This is a genomic window from Methylibium sp., from assembly GCF_965279545.1.
Lineage (GTDB): Bacteria > Pseudomonadota > Gammaproteobacteria > Burkholderiales > Burkholderiaceae_C > Methylibium.
Window position 1 is genome coordinate 1,771,388 of the sequence record NZ_OZ257250.1, and the last position, 15,798, is coordinate 1,787,185.

11 protein-coding genes are annotated in these 15,798 nt (G+C 67.7%); all 11 read right to left on the minus strand.

The window, feature by feature from the left end; genetic code table 11:
- Positions 1–18: 18 nt before the first annotated feature.
- Positions 19–2,412, minus strand: a complete 2,394-nt coding sequence (locus ACQY9S_RS08220) for an efflux RND transporter permease subunit (RefSeq protein WP_428424684.1) — start codon at positions 2,410–2,412, stop codon at positions 19–21.
- Complete coding sequence (locus tag ACQY9S_RS08225) at positions 2,409–3,473, minus strand: WD40/YVTN/BNR-like repeat-containing protein (protein WP_428424686.1); 1,065 nt, start codon at positions 3,471–3,473, stop codon at positions 2,409–2,411. The genes ACQY9S_RS08220 and ACQY9S_RS08225 overlap by 4 nt, the downstream gene beginning before the upstream one ends.
- A gap of 42 nt (positions 3,474–3,515) precedes the next feature.
- Positions 3,516–4,874, minus strand: coding sequence for a DUF1329 domain-containing protein (locus ACQY9S_RS08230; RefSeq protein WP_428424688.1), 1,359 nt, complete (start codon positions 4,872–4,874; stop codon positions 3,516–3,518).
- Positions 4,875–4,891: 17 nt separating this feature from the next.
- Entirely contained in the window at positions 4,892–6,559 is a 1,668-nt protein-coding gene (locus tag ACQY9S_RS08235; protein WP_428424690.1) for a DUF1302 domain-containing protein, read from the minus strand.
- A 125-nt stretch (positions 6,560–6,684) separates the two neighbouring features.
- Positions 6,685–9,000 carry a hydantoinase B/oxoprolinase family protein gene (locus ACQY9S_RS08240; RefSeq protein WP_428424692.1) on the minus strand — a complete coding sequence of 772 codons (2,316 nt, stop codon included), beginning with the start codon at positions 8,998–9,000 and terminating at the stop codon, positions 6,685–6,687.
- Between the two features lie 14 nt (positions 9,001–9,014).
- Complete coding sequence (locus ACQY9S_RS08245; protein WP_428424694.1) at positions 9,015–11,120, minus strand: hydantoinase/oxoprolinase family protein; 2,106 nt, start codon at positions 11,118–11,120, stop codon at positions 9,015–9,017.
- A 132-nt stretch (positions 11,121–11,252) separates the two neighbouring features.
- A complete protein-coding gene (locus tag ACQY9S_RS08250) occupies positions 11,253–12,449 on the minus strand; it encodes an acetyl-CoA C-acyltransferase (RefSeq protein WP_428424696.1) in 1,197 nt (398 codons plus the stop codon).
- A gap of 109 nt (positions 12,450–12,558) precedes the next feature.
- The gene (locus ACQY9S_RS08255; RefSeq protein WP_428424698.1) at positions 12,559–13,341 is read right to left on the minus strand and encodes a maleate cis-trans isomerase family protein; all 783 of its coding nucleotides are present in this window, start codon (positions 13,339–13,341) and stop codon (positions 12,559–12,561) included.
- A complete protein-coding gene (locus ACQY9S_RS08260; protein WP_428424700.1) occupies positions 13,338–13,793 on the minus strand; it encodes an acyl-CoA thioesterase in 456 nt (151 codons plus the stop codon). Before ACQY9S_RS08260 ends, ACQY9S_RS08255 begins: the two co-directional genes overlap by 4 nt.
- A complete protein-coding gene (locus ACQY9S_RS08265) occupies positions 13,790–14,944 on the minus strand; it encodes an FAD-dependent monooxygenase (protein ID WP_428424702.1) in 1,155 nt (384 codons plus the stop codon). The genes ACQY9S_RS08260 and ACQY9S_RS08265 overlap by 4 nt, the downstream gene beginning before the upstream one ends.
- Entirely contained in the window at positions 14,941–15,798 is an 858-nt protein-coding gene (locus tag ACQY9S_RS08270) for a VOC family protein (protein WP_428424704.1), read from the minus strand. Before ACQY9S_RS08270 ends, ACQY9S_RS08265 begins: the two co-directional genes overlap by 4 nt.

Here is a 15,798-nt window from a genome sequence, read left to right on the forward strand (position 1 = left end):
CCTCTTCGAATCCAAAAGTCACGCTGCTGCTGGGACGGCCTTGCGGCTTCGCTGAACCGGGTCGAGCAGCACCGACGCCAGCGCCGGCAGCAGCACCAGGGCGCCGAACATGTTCAACGCGAACATGAAGGCCAGCAGCAGGCCCATGTCGGCCTGGAACTTGATCGGCGAGAAGATCCAGGTCGCCACGCCGGTGGCCAGCGTGACACCCGTGAGCATCACGACCTTCCCGGTGAAATGCAGCGAAGTGCGATAGGCCTGCACGACCGTCTTGCCGAGCCGGATCTGCGCCAGCATCACGCTCAGGATGTAGAGCGCGTAGTCGACGCCGATGCCCACCCCCAGCGCGATCACCGGCAAGGTGGCGACCTTGACCCCGATGCCGAGCTTCGCCATCAGCGCCTCGGCGAGGATCGACGTGAGCGCGAGCGGCACGACCGCGCACACCACGGCACGCCAGCTGCGGAACGTGGCGAAGCACAGCGCCGTCACCGCCGCATAGACCAGCAGCAGCATCATGCGGTTGGCATCCTGAACGACGATGTTCGTCGCTGCCTCGATCCCGGCGTTGCCTGCGGCGAGCAGGAAGCGCGCGTCTTCGGCGTCGTTCGCCGCAGCAAAGTCGGTGACTTCGTTGACGATGCGCGTCAAGGTGTCCGCCTTGTGATCCGACAGGTAGGCGAACAGCGCCAGCATGCTGCAGGTCTCGTTGAAGAGCTGTGGCGGCACCTGGTTGGTCACCGAGTTCAGCAGGCCCTGTGTGCGCGGCAGCTCGTACCACTTGTCGCTGCCCTCGTTCATCAGCGTCGTGACCTGCCTGCTCAGGCTGGCGAGCGACAGCGTCGACTCGACGCCTTCCAGTTGGCGCAAGCGAGCTTCCAGCGCGTCCACCTTGGCCTGCGTCTTGTACTGAGCACACTGCCCGGGCGGCGTCTTCACCATGACCGCGAAGACGTCGCTGCTGGCGCCGTAATTGCTGGTGAGAAAGGCACTGTCGCGGTTGTAGCGGGACTCGGGTCTGAGCTCTGGCGCGCCGGCGTCCAGATCGCCGATCTTCAAGTCCTGGGCGAGAACGGCGCCCAGGACCGCCAACAGCACCGCGCCACCGACGACGATGGGGGCCCGGCGCCGCACTGCAAAGCTTTCGACCAACGGCTGCCACCCCGACCGCGCCTGCGACTCGACATCGTGCTCGGCAGCCTGGGATCGCCGGATGGCGCGATCGCCGACGCCAACGTAGCTGAGAAGGATCGGCAGCAGGATCAGGTTCGTGAAGATCAGCGCGGCGACGCCGACACTCGCAATCACCGCCAGGCTGCGTATCACCTCGATCTGGATGACGAACAGCACCGCGAAGCCGACCGCGTCACACAGCAAGGCCGCCAGTCCCGCCATGAACAGCCGCCGGAACGTCAGGCGTGCCGCCACCAGCCGGTGGGCCCCGCGAGCGATGTCCTGTGTGATGCCGTTCATCTTCTGCGCCCCATGGCTCATGCCGATCGCAAAGATGAGGAAGGGCACCAGCACCGTGTAGGGGTCCAGCTGGTAACCCAGCAGTGGAACGAGGCCCATCTGCCAGACGACGGCGACCAGCGAGCAGCCCACGACCAGGGCCGTGCTGCGCAGGCAGCGCGTGTACCAGTACAAAGCGAGCATCGCGATCGCGATCGCGGCGCCGAAGAAGAGCAGCATCGCGCGCAGGCCGTCGATCAGGTCCCCGACGATCTTGGCGAAGCCCGTGATGCGGATGTCGATCGCAGCGTTGCCGTACTTCGTGCGGATCTCCTCCAGCCGGTCGGACAGCGCGCGGTAGTCCAAAGGCTTGCCGTCGGCGTCGACCGACAACAGTGGCACGAAGACCACGCTCGACTTCAGGTTCGCCGCCACGAGCTGACCGATCTCTCCCGAGCGAGCGACATTGGCCCGCAGCCGTGAAATCGACGGGGCCGAGCCGTCGTAGTCGGGCGGGATGACCGGGCCCCCGTCGAGACCGTCTTCGGTGACCGCGAGCCAGCGGGTGCCCGGGGTCCACAACGAACGCATCGCAGGCCGGTCTACCCCAGGCAGCACGAACAGTTCGTCGTTGACGCGGCGCAAGGTCTCCAGGTAGTCACGGTCGTAGATCGATCCGTGCCGGGCTTCGACAGCAACGCGGATCGCGTTCGGGAAGAGGCCACGCAGCTCGTCCTTGTTCGCGAGGTAGCTCGCGATGAATGGATGGCTCGCCGGGACCATGTCCTCGAACTTTGCGTTCAGCTGCACCCGAGTCGCCAGCATGCCCAGAACCAGCGTGACGAGGAGGCAGATCGCGAGCACGGCACGCCGGTGATCGAACAGCAGCCGCTCGATGCGTGATCCCGAGGCCGCATCGAACGGCGCGTTGGCGCCCGACGAGATGTCGGTGGCAATCACTGGCCGGCTCCCGTTGGCACGTCAGCCGGCCGCTGCGCGGCGCCACGCAACCCGACGCCGACGAGCCGATGATCGGCAAGCATCACGAACGCCGACAACGGTGCCTGCGTTCGCCACACGTCGGTGCTCAAGCTGCGGCCGCCGTCGTCGCTGCGCATCACGCGCCCAGCCTGATCGGCAACCAACAGACGCCCTTCGGACGTGCGGCGTATCGCCACAATGGATGCCTGGGAACCCGAATCGACCTTCTGCCACGCGTGGATGCCGTCGCTGGACCAGTAGGCATTGCCGTTCAGCCCACCGAGAAAGATCGACCCGTCGCCGCCGCAGGCCACCGAGAAGTAGGTGCCGTTATAGGGCGACTCGATGCGGCCGAACGATCGACCACGATCGAGCGAGCGAAGCACGACGCCCTGTTCGCCGGCGATACAGAGGCTGTCGCCCTGCGAGTCGACCGCGTAGAGATGCAAGGCGCCTGCGTTTTCGATGCGGTTCATCAGCGGCAGCCATGAAGCCCCGCCGTCCAGCGTCTCGAACGCGATTCCGTAGGCACCGACGACGACGCCGTGCCGCGCATCGAGGAAGTGCACACCGAGCAAGGGCTTGTCAGGGCCCTCGGCAACCAGCTGCTCGGCCGCCTTGAGCCGCTTGTCACCCGCGCCGCTCGACCCTGCTGCAGACTTTGCGGCTTGCAGCACGAGTGCCGCGGCCTTGATGCCGTCGAGCTGCATCTTCCAGGTCTCGCCGCCATCGGCGCTGTGCAGCACCACGGCACCGTGCCCGACGGCCCAGCCGAGTCGGGACGTCGGGAAGTGGATGGCGGTCAAGGTCACGCTGACCGGCACCACGGCCTGACGCCAGGTCGCTCCACCATCGTCGGACAAGGCGATCACGCCGCGTTCTCCGACCGCGACGATCCGCGGTCCGGCGTGCCCGACGTCGACAAGTGCGGCGCGCGCAGGGTATGTCAGCCGCAGCGCCGGACGCTCGAGCACGTCGGCCACCGGCTGCGACGCTGTCGCACCGACGGTCAGCGCGCACGCCGCCGCGACCGACACCATCTTCCACACGTCTGTTGTCCTCATGTGCACGACCAGGCGTCTTCAGCGCACGCTCTCGCCAGCCATCGCCTCGCCGGTGAAGTAGCTGTCGGGAAGGCGCTTCTGGAAAGAGATGTGGCTCGGCTTCTCCGACACCATTTGGTTCGCGATCCAGTCGCCCGTCTGCAGGTTGTAATGGCCGTAGGAGCCGCCGATGACGCCCGGCAGTTCGGACGCCAGCACCGGCTGGTACCAGAACGTCTTCCAGAGCTGGCCCTTCTGGTCCCAACCATCTGCGAGCACGGCAAGCCAAGTGTCTTCGTCGAGGTAGAAGCGGCGCTTGGGCATCACATGACGCTTGCCGTCGGCGAGGGTCGCCTCGACGACCCACACGCGGTGCAGTTCCCAGCGCATCTGGTCGGGGTTCAGGAAGCGCTCGGACATCACCGCATCGATCTTCGACGGCTGCAGCGACTTGTTGCTGTTGTAGGGGATCAGCATTTCCTTCTTGCCGACCAGCTTCCAGTCGTAGCGGTCCTGCGGACCGCCGAACACCCAGATCTCGTCGAAGTTGCTGATGCCCGCAGTGACGAACGAAGGAGTGTCGTACAGCGCGTTGGGCAGCTTGCGCACGCGCCGCTGACCCGCAAGGTACTGCCACAGCCGCGGACCGACGCCGACCATGTCGGTCGGGTAGCGAGCGACGATCGCCTCACCGGCCTTCTGCGGCGGCCCCTCGGTCACGAGACGCAGGACCATGTAGTCGCCCTTGAAGGTCTCGAGCGACCCGTCCTTGTAGTAGTAGGGGTACTGGTAGTCGATCACCGAGTCGGAGGAGATCAGCCGCTTGCCATCGGCCGTGACGATCCAGGTCTGGAACAGCCAGCGCGCGGCCTCGCCTTGCCAGGTCAGGATGTGGTTCCACATCGCTTCCGAGCCGGTCTTCGGGATCGGGAACGGAATGCCACCGTAGGCTCCGGCGACCGATACGCCGTTGTTCGTCGTCTTGGCCTGGGTGGCGTTCCTGAAGGTGTTGTCGTAGACCCATTGCGGTGCCGCCGCCGTTCGCCGCGTCGTATAGACGTCGATGCGGTAGTTGGGGTACTTCTTGAACATCGCCTGATGCCCGTCGCTGATCTTGTCGGCGTACTGGGCCAGGTTCTGCGCGGTGACCGAGTACAGCGGCTTGTCCGACGCGAACGGATCGGGACGGCGGCCTCCCGGCTCGTAGCCCGGTATCGGCTGGGTGTAGCCGCCGGTCCACGCCGGGATCGTGCCTTCCTTGTTGCCGTTGCGCTCGGCGCCGAGGGGGGTCAGGGTGGTCTTGAGCTGCGCCGCTTCTTCGGCGGTCGCCGCGGCGAGGGTTGCTTGCGCCGCCAACAGCAGCGTCGTGGCACAGAGGGCGAATCGAATGGCTTGCATGACGGTATTCCCGGGCGTCAGAAGGTGCGCTGGATCGACAGCGTGATGAAGTCGCGGTCTTTCAGCGACTGCTTGAACGTGTAGCTGGTCGTCAGCGGGTCGAGGATCGTGCCGGCGCTGCCGAGGAAGGTCGTGTAGTTGATGCTGGCCTTCCAGGTGTCGAGATAGGTCGCGTTCAGACCGATGCTGAGGTCGCCGCCCTTGCTCCAACCGCCGTTGAACAGCGTGATGACCGACGACCGGCCGCTCGGGTTGTAGCCAAGCCCGATCGGCGCCGAGAGTTCGAGCCCGGGCAGCACCTGGTACCAGGTCGGAATGAAGAGCACCCGAAGTCCGACGGCGTCGCGGGTCGTGTTGGGATCGAGGTTCTGCGCGTTCTTCGTGATGCTGGTCCGGCGATGCCAGGCAACCTCGCCAAGCAGGAAGCCCCCGTCCCAGAATGCGGCCCGTTCGAGCGTGTGGATCGCCGAGACCTGCGCATGGGCGGAATTGCCGACCGGGTACAAGGGGTTGTCGTCGCCATCGGCGGCTTGGCCCGGCAGCACGACGACCGCTCCCCCGTTGGCGATGAGTGCCGTGTTGCGGCGCACCGAGATCTCGCCGGCCAGGTTGACGCTGCCGAAGGTCTTGGTGGCGCTGACGCCGTAGGCCTTCACCCCCTGGTGGTAAACCTGCTGGTAAGTTCCGATGCTGCCGCTGGCCGGATCGGCGCCGCCGCTCGGACGCAGGTAGAACTGCGGGCTCTTGTCGTGGTAGCGGATCGCATAGAAGCCGAAGTCGGTGTCGACGGCGTCGTTGCGCCAGCGCAGCTGAACGCCGCCCTGCCCCGACCCGCTGGGCTCCAGGTCCCGGGTGCGGAAGAACGCCGCGGGTCCGCCGCCCGGCGCAATCGGCGGGCCGACGATCAGACGCTCACCGCCGACACCGACCAGATCGCCGCGGGACAGATAGCTGCCCGATGCCGGCAGGCGGTCGGGCTCCCAGTCGTACTGCACGTAGGCGCCGACCGAGATCGCCGGGTTCAGCTGGAGTTGCCCCGAGACTTGCCCGATCGGCCGCAGGAACTCTCGCACCTGGCTGTTGGGCACCGACAGCAGCTTGATGATGTCGCGCGACGACTGGCCGGCCACGATCCCGTTCTCGCCGAAGAACAGGCTCTCGCCCCAGAGCAGCGCATGCCGGCCGGCACGGGCGCTGTAGCTGGAATCGCCGACCTTGCCCTTCGCGAAGACGAACGCGTCGAGGATCTCGCCCTTGCGGCCGTGCAGCCTCTCGGTGTCTCGCGTGAAGTGCCTGGAGTCGACGGAGAACGCGTTGTAGGTGAAAGGGGAGTCGTTGTCGGTGGAGCCGTTGTAGACCGAGTCGTACCACGCAGCGCCGCTGACCCGGGCACCGACGTTGCGGTAGGTCAGGTCCGCTTCGGACAGCAGGTCGAAGCGGTTCGAGATCACTCCCCTGTCGAAGTTGCGGTCGCCGTCGTCGAAGTTCGGGTTCGGCGTGGACGTGAGCTCGGCGTCGGCCGACTTGACCCGCGCGCCGAGGCTGTACTTGACGGTGTTGTCCCAGCGCAGCTTGACGTCCGGGTTCCCGGTGCTGATCTCGAATGCCGAGGCCGGCAAGCCGAGGCCAAGGCCGAGCAGCGCGACGAGGCTGCCGATGCTTGAAGGGCGGATCGAATGTGGCATGGTTCTCTTGTCTCCTCGACTCGACGTCAGGCGTCGATAGACCCGGTTCAGGGCGAAAGGCATCCCCACGCGACCGGCCAATGACACGGTCGCGACGAGAGAAGCGGAGTGAAAGGAAGGGGGCGCTACGGCGCAGCCATGGTGTGCAGCCCGCCGATCACGTCGACGTGCTCCTTCGGCACCAGCGCGGCGTTCAGGCTCGTGTAGCAGCCCGGACAGAAGTGCTCCCGGAACACGATCTCCGTGTCGACGTAGTGCGCCGGGTCGACGCGCACGTTGCGCCCCGGCGCAACCGCCGCCGAGTCGCTACGGGCCAGCGACAGGCGCTTGTCGTGGTCGCTGAGTTGCTGGCCGCAGTGCCGGCACGCCACGACTTCGGGCTCGCCCTTGCGTTGCACGATGGCCAGGTTGTCGTCGAGGGCGTGGCTGCGGATCGGGTCGACGTATTTCGGGAACGCCCGCGGCGGCGGCGCCGAGCGGCGCGCGCGGTCGTCGCACATCGCTGCGCGCCGACGCGTGGTGCGCGGCGCGTCGGTCCGGCCGCCGTCGTCGACGATCACACCATAGACATGCTCGGCCGCCTCGCGGCTGATCTTGCCGATGCGCAGGTCGGCGCTGACGGCGTCGGGATCGCGGCGCAGCGGATCGCCATAACCGCCGCCGCCCTGGCAATGCAGGTAGAGCACATCGCCCGGCTCGAGCAGGCCGGCGGACATGCATTGGGCGGTGTCGAGCTCGCCGCCGCAGTCGAGCAGGTCGGTCGGCACGACGCCGCGCTCGAACATCTGCTGCAGCGCGCTGCGCCGCACGACGACGTTGTGGCCGGTGTTGCCCGGGTGGCCGCCGGCGAGGCCCTGGTTCTGCGCAGTCGCCATGCCCGAGCTGGACAGCACCAGCGCCATCGGCACCGCAGTGCCATGCGGCGTGATCGCGGCCGAGGCACTGACGCCGCCGCGCTGGCGGCCCGGCCCGCCCGAGTCGGGCTCCTCGCGCCGCCACAGCACGAGCAGCGGGTATAGCAGCTCGGTCATCTCGACGTCGGGCAGCTTGCCCATCGGGATGCAGAACACGCCGCCGGTGTCGATGCCGTCGGCGGTCGGCCGCGCGCCGTAGCCACCGGCCATCGACTCCATCACCACGTCGACGAACGGCGAGTGACGCTTGCCGCGCTGGTCGAGGCCGGCGAGCACCGCGGTGTTCCAGGTGCCGCAGCAGGTGGCCTGCACGTGCGCCTTCAGATCGATGGTGGCATCGAGCATCTGCGACAGGCACTGCGCCGCCAGGTTGCCGATGGCCCAGGCGGTGGCGATCGGCGCCTTGTTGATCGCCGCCGGAAAACTGGCGTTGTTGATCGTGCCTTCGGGCGTGACGATGTCGAAGCAGCGCATCAGCCCGCCGGCCGCCCACGGGATGTTGCCCGCCAGCGTCGGCAGCAGCGCGAGCATGATGCCGCCGCGGGAGCCGGCGTAGGTGCAGTTGATGACACCGGCCTGCGGCGCGGTGCCGTTGAAGTCGAAGGTCAGATGGTCGCCGCGCTTGCTCATCGTCAGCGCCAGCTTGTGCGTACCGCGGTCGCCGGCCTGCGCCTGGTCGAGGTAGCTGGTCGCCTGCCAGCTTCCGTCCGGGGCCAGGCGCAGCTTGTCGCGCAGCCGGCGCTCGGCATCGTTCATCATCCGCTTCATCACCGCCTTGACGGTGTCGGGTCCGTACTGCGCGATCAGCGCCAGCAGCCGCTTGCGGCCCACCATGTTGGCGCCGACCTTCGCACGCAGATCGAGCCCGACGAGCTGCGGCACGCGCGAGCGCCGCACCCACATGTCGGCAATGTCCTTCTGCAGCGTGAACTTGCGGACGATCTTGACCGGCGGCGTCGGCACGGCTTCCGAGAAGACGTCGGCCGCTGAGATCGGCATCGAGCCCGGCGTCATGCCGCCGAGATCGGGCTCGTGGCAGATCGCGCTGGTCCAGGCGAACAGCCTGCCCTCGTGGAACACCGGCGAGATGATCACGACGTCGCTCTGGTGCAGCCCGCCCCCGATCCACGGATCGTTGCACAGGAACATGTCGCCGTCCTCGATGCCGGGATTGTCGGCACGGTGGCGCAGCGTCCAGAAGATCGCGAGATCGATCGCCCCGGCGAGCATCGTGTTGTACAGGCCGATCTGGACTTCCTGCCCGGCCTCGTCGTTGATCGTGAAGTCGTAGTCGTTCGCCTCGCTGACCACCGGGCTGCCCGACATGCGCTTGAGCGTCTCGCCCATCTCGTCGGTGGTCGACCACAGGCGGTGGCGGATCACCTCATAGGTGAGCGGATCGACCGCGTCGATCGCCTCCTGCGACACGGTGTGGACCTGCAGGCTCGGCGGCAGGGAGCGCAACAGCTCTTCGGGCGCGACGGGGCGGCTGACGAAGACTTCGGAGCCGGGAATCGTGATGTGCATGTGCGTCTCCTGGCTCAGGCGCCGGTCGCAATCGAGAGGTTGCCCAGCCGGTCGATCGTGCCACGCATGCCGCGCGGCACGACCACGGTTGTCGTCGGCACTTGGATGACCGCCGGACCGTCGATCACATGCCCTGCGCGCAGGCGCGTGTAGTCGTAGGCCGGTGTATCGACAGGGCCTTCGCGGCCATCGAGGCAGATCGGCCGGCGTTCGATCAGCGCGTCGCTGACCGGGATGCCGTCGGCGCGCGGGATCTCCGGCAGCTCCGGCGACACCGGCAGCACGCCGGTGCCGCGCACGCGGTAGGTCAGCGCCTGGATGCCGGCGTCGCGGAAGCCCGAACCCGCACCGTAGAGCTGCGCGTAGAGCTGCTCGAAGCGGTCCGCGGCCTGCTGCAGCGATGCCGCCGACAGCGGGCCGGTCGACACCGGTGTCGCGACCTCGCCCATCTGCATGCCGTAGCGCATGTCGATCTCGCGGTGCAGCTCGGTCGACACGAAGCGAATGCCCTGGCGCTCCAGCACCGCGACGACCTCATGCTCGAGCCGCTCGAAGTTCGCAGCGACGTGCAACGGATCGAGCGGGAACAGTGCGGGGTCCGACAGCTCCCGCACGACGCTGATGTCCGATGCGGCGAGGCCAAAGGCCGAGAACGCCGACGCCACCGGCCCGAGCGGCACCAGCACCTCGCTGGCGCCGACATCGGCACCATAGGCCGCGCAGTGGGCCGGCCCGGCACCGCCGAAGGCGTAGACGACGAAGTCGCGCGGGTCGTGGCCGGCCTCGACCGCGATCTTGCGCAGCATGTCGCCGGTCTGCGCGTTCTGTACCGCGTAGATCGCCGCGGCGGCCGCCTCGATGCTGAGGCCCAGCGGCTCGGCGATGCGGCGCCGGATGGCGTCGCGTGCCAGCTCGAGCGACAGCGGTCGCTTGCCGCCGAGCAGGCCGTGCATCGGCAGGATCCCGAGCACGAGGTTCGCATCGGTCACGGTCGGCTCGGTGCCGCCGGCACCGTAGCAGGCGGGACCGGGCTTGGCCTGCGCGCTCAAGGGGCCGACCTGCAGGTTGCCGCCGGCGTCGATCCACGCGATCGCGCCGCCGCCGGAGCCGATCGCCTCGACGCGCAGCGTCGGGACGTTCACGGGCGACTGGTTGATGATCGTCTGCACCGCCCGCACCGGTTCGCCATCGACGATCAGTCCGGCCAGGAAGGTCGTCCCGCCGACGTCGGTAGCCATCACGTTGCGGTGCCCCAGCTGCGAGGCCAGCTGCATCGCCCCCACCACACCACCGGTGAGCACCGAGCCGACGGTAGAGATCGCCGTGGCCGGTGCTTCGGCGGCGGTGATCGCGCCGCCCGAACTTTGCATCACGAGCAACGGTCCGGTCAGGCCCTCTTCGCGCAGCCCGGATTCCAGGTTGTTCAGGTAGTCGCGCAGGCCCGGACCGATCTGCGTGCTCATGATCGTCGTCGCATGCCGTGCGTACTCGCGGATGCGCGGGCTCACGTCCGAGGACAGCGCGACGAACATCCGCGGCGCCTCCTCGAGAATGATCTCGCGCACGCGGCGCTCGTGGGCCGGGTTGCGGAACGCCCACAGCAGCGACACCGCGATCGCGTTCACCCCCTGCGCCGCACAGTCGCGCACGGCGGCACGCACCTCGTCCTCGTCGAGCTCGACGAGCACGTGTCCTTCGCGGTCCATGCGCTGCGCCACCTCCTTCAACAAGGACTTCGGCACCAGCGGCGACGGCTTGCGGTGGCCGAGCACGTTCTGCAGCTCCTGCGACGAGCGACCGAGGTAGCGTCCCTCGACGTTCATGATCGCGATCGAGTCGCCGTGGCCCTTGGTCGTGATGAAGCCCACCGGCGGCACCCTGCCCATCACGAGCGCGTTCAGCGACGAGGTCGTGCCGTGGGAGATGTGGTCGGTCTGCGCCAGGAAGGCCCGGCGCGTCACCGAGAACTGCTCGGCGAGCAGCGCCAGCACATCGAACACCCCCTCCGAGTAATCGGGCGGGGTCGACGGCGACTTGGCGGAGACGATCCGCCCCGCTGCGTCAACCGCCACGCCGTCCGTGAACGTGCCGCCGACATCGATTCCAACCACGAAGCCCATACCCGTTGTCCCCGTTTTTTGATTTGATATCAATTAAAGAAAGTGTAGAGAGAATCTGAGACTATGGCAAATTCTTCGAACGACTTCGGAGCCATCGTTTTCCCCTAGGGCGGGACGGTGACCGCAGCGAAGTCACCGCGCAGACCCACCCACCTCGAACAGCGCGGCCGCCCCCATCCCACCGCCGACACACATCGCGACGACCACATGGCGAACACCGCGCCGCCTGCCCTCGAGCAACGCATGGCCCACCAGCCGCGCGCCCGTCATGCCGTAGGGGTGGCCGATCGCAATCGCGCCGCCGTTGACGTTGTATCGGTCCGGGTCGATGCCGAGCTGGTCGCGGCAGTACAGCACCTGGCAGGCGAAGGCCTCGTTCAGCTCCCACAGGCCGACGTCGTCAACCGAGAGCCCGTGCCGCTTCAGCAGCTTCGGGATCGCGTAGACCGGGCCGATGCCCATCTCCTCGGGCGCGTTGCCGGCCACCGCCATGCCGCGGTAGTAGCCCAGCGGCTCGAGTCCGTCACGCCGTGCGGCGCCCGCCTCCATCAACACGCAGGCGCTGGCCCCGTCGGACAGCTGGCTCGCGTTGCCAGCCGTCACGACGCCGCCGTCGACGACCGGCGCCAGCACGGCCAGCGCCTCGCGGCGCGTGTCGGGTCGGTTGCCCTCGTCGCGCGCGAGCGTGACCTCCCTGGGCGAGACCTGGCCGGTTGTCTTGTCCTGCAGCAGCATCGTCGTCGTGATCGGCACGATCTCGGCATCGAAGCGGCCCGCGGCCTGCGCCTGCGCCGTCCGTTGCTGCGACGCGAGCGCGTAGTCGTCCTGCTGATCCCGCGAGACGCGGTACTTGTGCGCGACGAACTCGGCCGTCTGCAGCATCGGCATGTAGGCGTGCGGCGCATGCAGCAGGACGTTCGGGTCCTGCTCGGCCTGCACCCATTCGAAGTAGCGCTGCTGCAGCGCCGAGATGTTGTCCTGCCCGCCAGCCACGACGACGTCCATGCCGTCGACGATGATCTGCTTGGCGGCCGCCGCAATCGCCATCAGGCCCGAGGCGCACTGGCGGTCGATCGTGTGCGCGCTGACCGCATGCGGGAGCCCGGCGGCGAAAGCCGCCTGGCGCGCGATGTTGGAACCGGCCGTGCCGGCGGCAAGCACGGTGCCGACCACGAGGTCCTCGATGCGCTCGGGATCGAGGCGGGCCCGGGCGACAGCATGCCGGACCGCATGCGCCATGAGCGTGGGCGACTTCGTGTTGTTGAACGCACCCCGGAAGGCACGGCCAATGGGAGTACGGGCAGTCGAGACGACGGCAGCTTCACGCATGGAGGTTCCTTGGCATTCAATCGGTCGCTGCGACGCCTGGCGACGCAGCGACCCGTGACGTGATGCGGTGCGGCGCCGCGGAGGCACTCAACACCGGCGGCCCGCGCGCTCAGGCCGCTTTCGCAATGACAGCGGGATAGCGCCCCGACAGCAACGCCCCGGCGTTCGGCACGACGGGGTCGAGTCCGAGGTGGTCGAGCATGCGCCGTGTCGTGCAGATCGCCGTCGAGGTGACCGGGATGCCCAGCCGGTCCTGCACGAGCTGGACCGAAGGCAACGACGGCATCTGCACGCAGGCGGACAACACGACGACGTCGACGTTGCTCGTGTTCAGTCGCTTGACGTCCTCGATCAGCCGCGCCGGGTCGCGCCGGCCAACTTCGAGGTTGTCGGGAATCTCGAACGACAAGGCATCTACAACCTCGATGCCCTCGCCCTCGAGATACTCGACGACACGGTCGGTCAGCGCGCACATGTATGGCGCGAGCAGGGAGATCTTCTTCGCACCCATGATCTGCAGTCCCTCGACCAGTGCGCCGGCCGAAGTCATCACTGGCGCATCGCACTGGTTGGCGCGGGCCACTTCCTCGAGTTCGCGCTGCACTTTTCGATGGTGCCCAGGACCCATCGCCATGATGGCAACCAGGCAGGCCGTGCTCATGACATCGACCCGCGCATCCGCCAGCTCGGCTGCACAGCGCAGGCCCTCGCGATTCATCGCCTCCAGTTCCTCGCGCGTCACCTTGTGCATGCGCATGCGACTGGAGTGGAAGGTGAAGCGCTCCTGCGGCCGCAGCACGGTGCGGGCGGCGAGCATGGCCGGAATCTCGGTCTCCATCGTGGTGTTGGAGCTGGGAACGATCTGGCCGATCCGGTAGGTTCGTGGCGTCATGACATGCTTCCGTTCACGATCAATTGGCGTTCGAGCGCCTGTCGCAAGGCAGGCGGGATCGGGGCCTTCTTGTCGAGCCGCCCCTGCGGCACGCAGATTGGCGTGAACACCCCGCCGAATGCGGACCGACCGTCCAGGCGCCTCGCTTCGGCGACGATGTCGAAACTGTGCTCACGCACCTGGCCGATTCCAAGCCGGATGTCGACAACATCGTCCGGGCACAACGAGGCCTGGAACGTCAGGGCCATGTGCTTGCAGATCAGATCGACCTCCGGCGCAAGCGCGACTGGCGCGCCTCGCAGCGCGCGCAGGAAGTGCCCCACCGCGCCAAGCAAGTAGTCGGGGTAGCGGCCCGCGTAGACGACCCCCGCGGGGTCGCAATCGACCCAGCGGGCGGTTCGACGCACCGTGAACGGCCGATCGGCGACGACGATCTCGACGCTCTCGTTCATGCCGCCTCGCCGCCACGGCCGAGGCGACGCATCAGCTCCGGAAACTCGGCCCGCAGCCGCTCGTCGTCGACGCGGCCGGTGCGCGTCATGAACTGGTAGACGAACTCCTCGGCCGTCAGCCCGTCCATCCACTCGGCCATGCGCTCGTACCAGTTGTAGGACTGCTCGGAGGCCGCGATGAGCTTGTGCTTCTGCGGCGCATGGTCGCGCTCGAAGGCCGCCAGTCCCGCCGCGACGTCGCCGTCGCAACCCAGCAAGGCGCGGGAGAGCGCGATCGAGTCGGTCATCGCGATGCGGGTGCCCGATCCGATCGAGAAGTGCGCGCTGGCGAGCGCATCGCCGATCAGGACGTTGCGGCCGTGCGACCAGCGCGCATTGCGGATGACCGGGAACTGACGCCAGAGCGACTTGTTCGAGATCAGTTTCCGGCCGGCCAGTTCGGGCTCGAAGATGTCCTCGAACAAGGCATGCCGCTCGTCGTCGGACATCCGGTCCAGGCCCAGCCGGCGCCAGGTCGCGTCGTCGCACTCGGCAACGAAGGTGCTCATCTCGTCGCTGTAGGCGTAGTAGTGGGCGACGAAATGGCCGCCATCGCGCTTGCGGAACACGAGCGCCGGGCTCTCGAACACCTTCTTCGTGCCGTACCACGCGAAGTGGTTCGTCAGGGCACGCTGAGTCGTGCCCAGCTCGTCCGCGTACTGCCGGCGCAGCACCGAGTTCACACCATCGGCGCCGACGACGACGTCCGCATCGCCGAGACCGAGCCCGGCCAGATCGTCGATCGACTCGATCCGATGGCAGAAGCGGATATCGACGCCGGCCCGCTGTACCTGGTCTTCGAGGATCTGCAGCATCGTCAGCCGCGGAATCGCACCGCCCCGCACGTTGAGGCGGACCTCGATCGCCTGCTCGCGCTGCACGATGATCTGGCGCTCGTTGTAGCGCATCGCCGCGCACAAGGCGTCGTAGGAGTCGGCGTCGGCGTCCTGCAACTGCAGCAGGCCGGTGTCGGCAAGCACCACCCCGAAGCCGAAGGTGGCGTCCGGGGGGTTCTGTTCGACGACATGGACGCTCCAGTGGGGCGCTCGACGCTTGAGCAGCAGGGCGAGGTACAGGCCCGATGGCCCGCCACCGATGATCGCGACCTTCATGCGGCCAGCTCCGGCGCCACCTCGAGGCGATGACGGTCGAACACCTTGACGACGCCGTCGAAGCCGCCGGTCAGGGCCGCGTTCCACAGGGCCGGCACCAGGCCGAGCGGCTTGCGCTCGAACACGATCGGCCCGGGCGAGCTGATGTGCCAGTAGCCGTCGATGGGACCGTCGAGCCGGCATCCAGGCGCCTGCCTGCACGCCGCGACGATGGGCTCGAACTCGGGCACGTCGAGCACGAAGATCGATGCCAGCCCGGTGGCGGGCGGCGACTGCGACGCCAGGGCACGCGCCTTCTCCCGCCAGACCTGGTCGATCGATCCGAACGCCGACCCGCCGCTCCTCTGCGCGTCCTCGATCGCCATCGCCGCGTCCAGCGTCCGCGTCGCGTCGGCGGCGTCGAGCGGATTCATGTCCCGCACTTCGCGCGTGATCTCGAGGTAGTAGCCGTTGGGATCACGGAAGTAGATCGACTCGATCAGCTCATGCCGGATCTGGAAGATGATCGGAATGCCCTGCGATTCGATCCGTTCGCGCCAGGCGTTCAGCTCCTCGTAGGAGTGGACCTGCCACGCGGTATGGGTGGCCTCGTAGCGGTAGTCGTCGCGCGGCAGCGTGTAGTCGGGCTGCTCGGCACCGATGTAGTAGAAGAAGGCGATCGTGCTGCCCTGGCCACTGCCGAAGAAGAAGTGCAGGAAGTCCGGGTGCTCGCGCGGACCCCAGCCGCGCGCAGAGATCGCGTGCACGAGGGGCAGGCCGAGCTTGTCGCGGTAGAACTCCACGGTCTCGCGCAGCTTCCAGGTCGGGCGCGCGGTGTGGTGCACACCGTGCAGGACGGGATGGGGGGATGACAT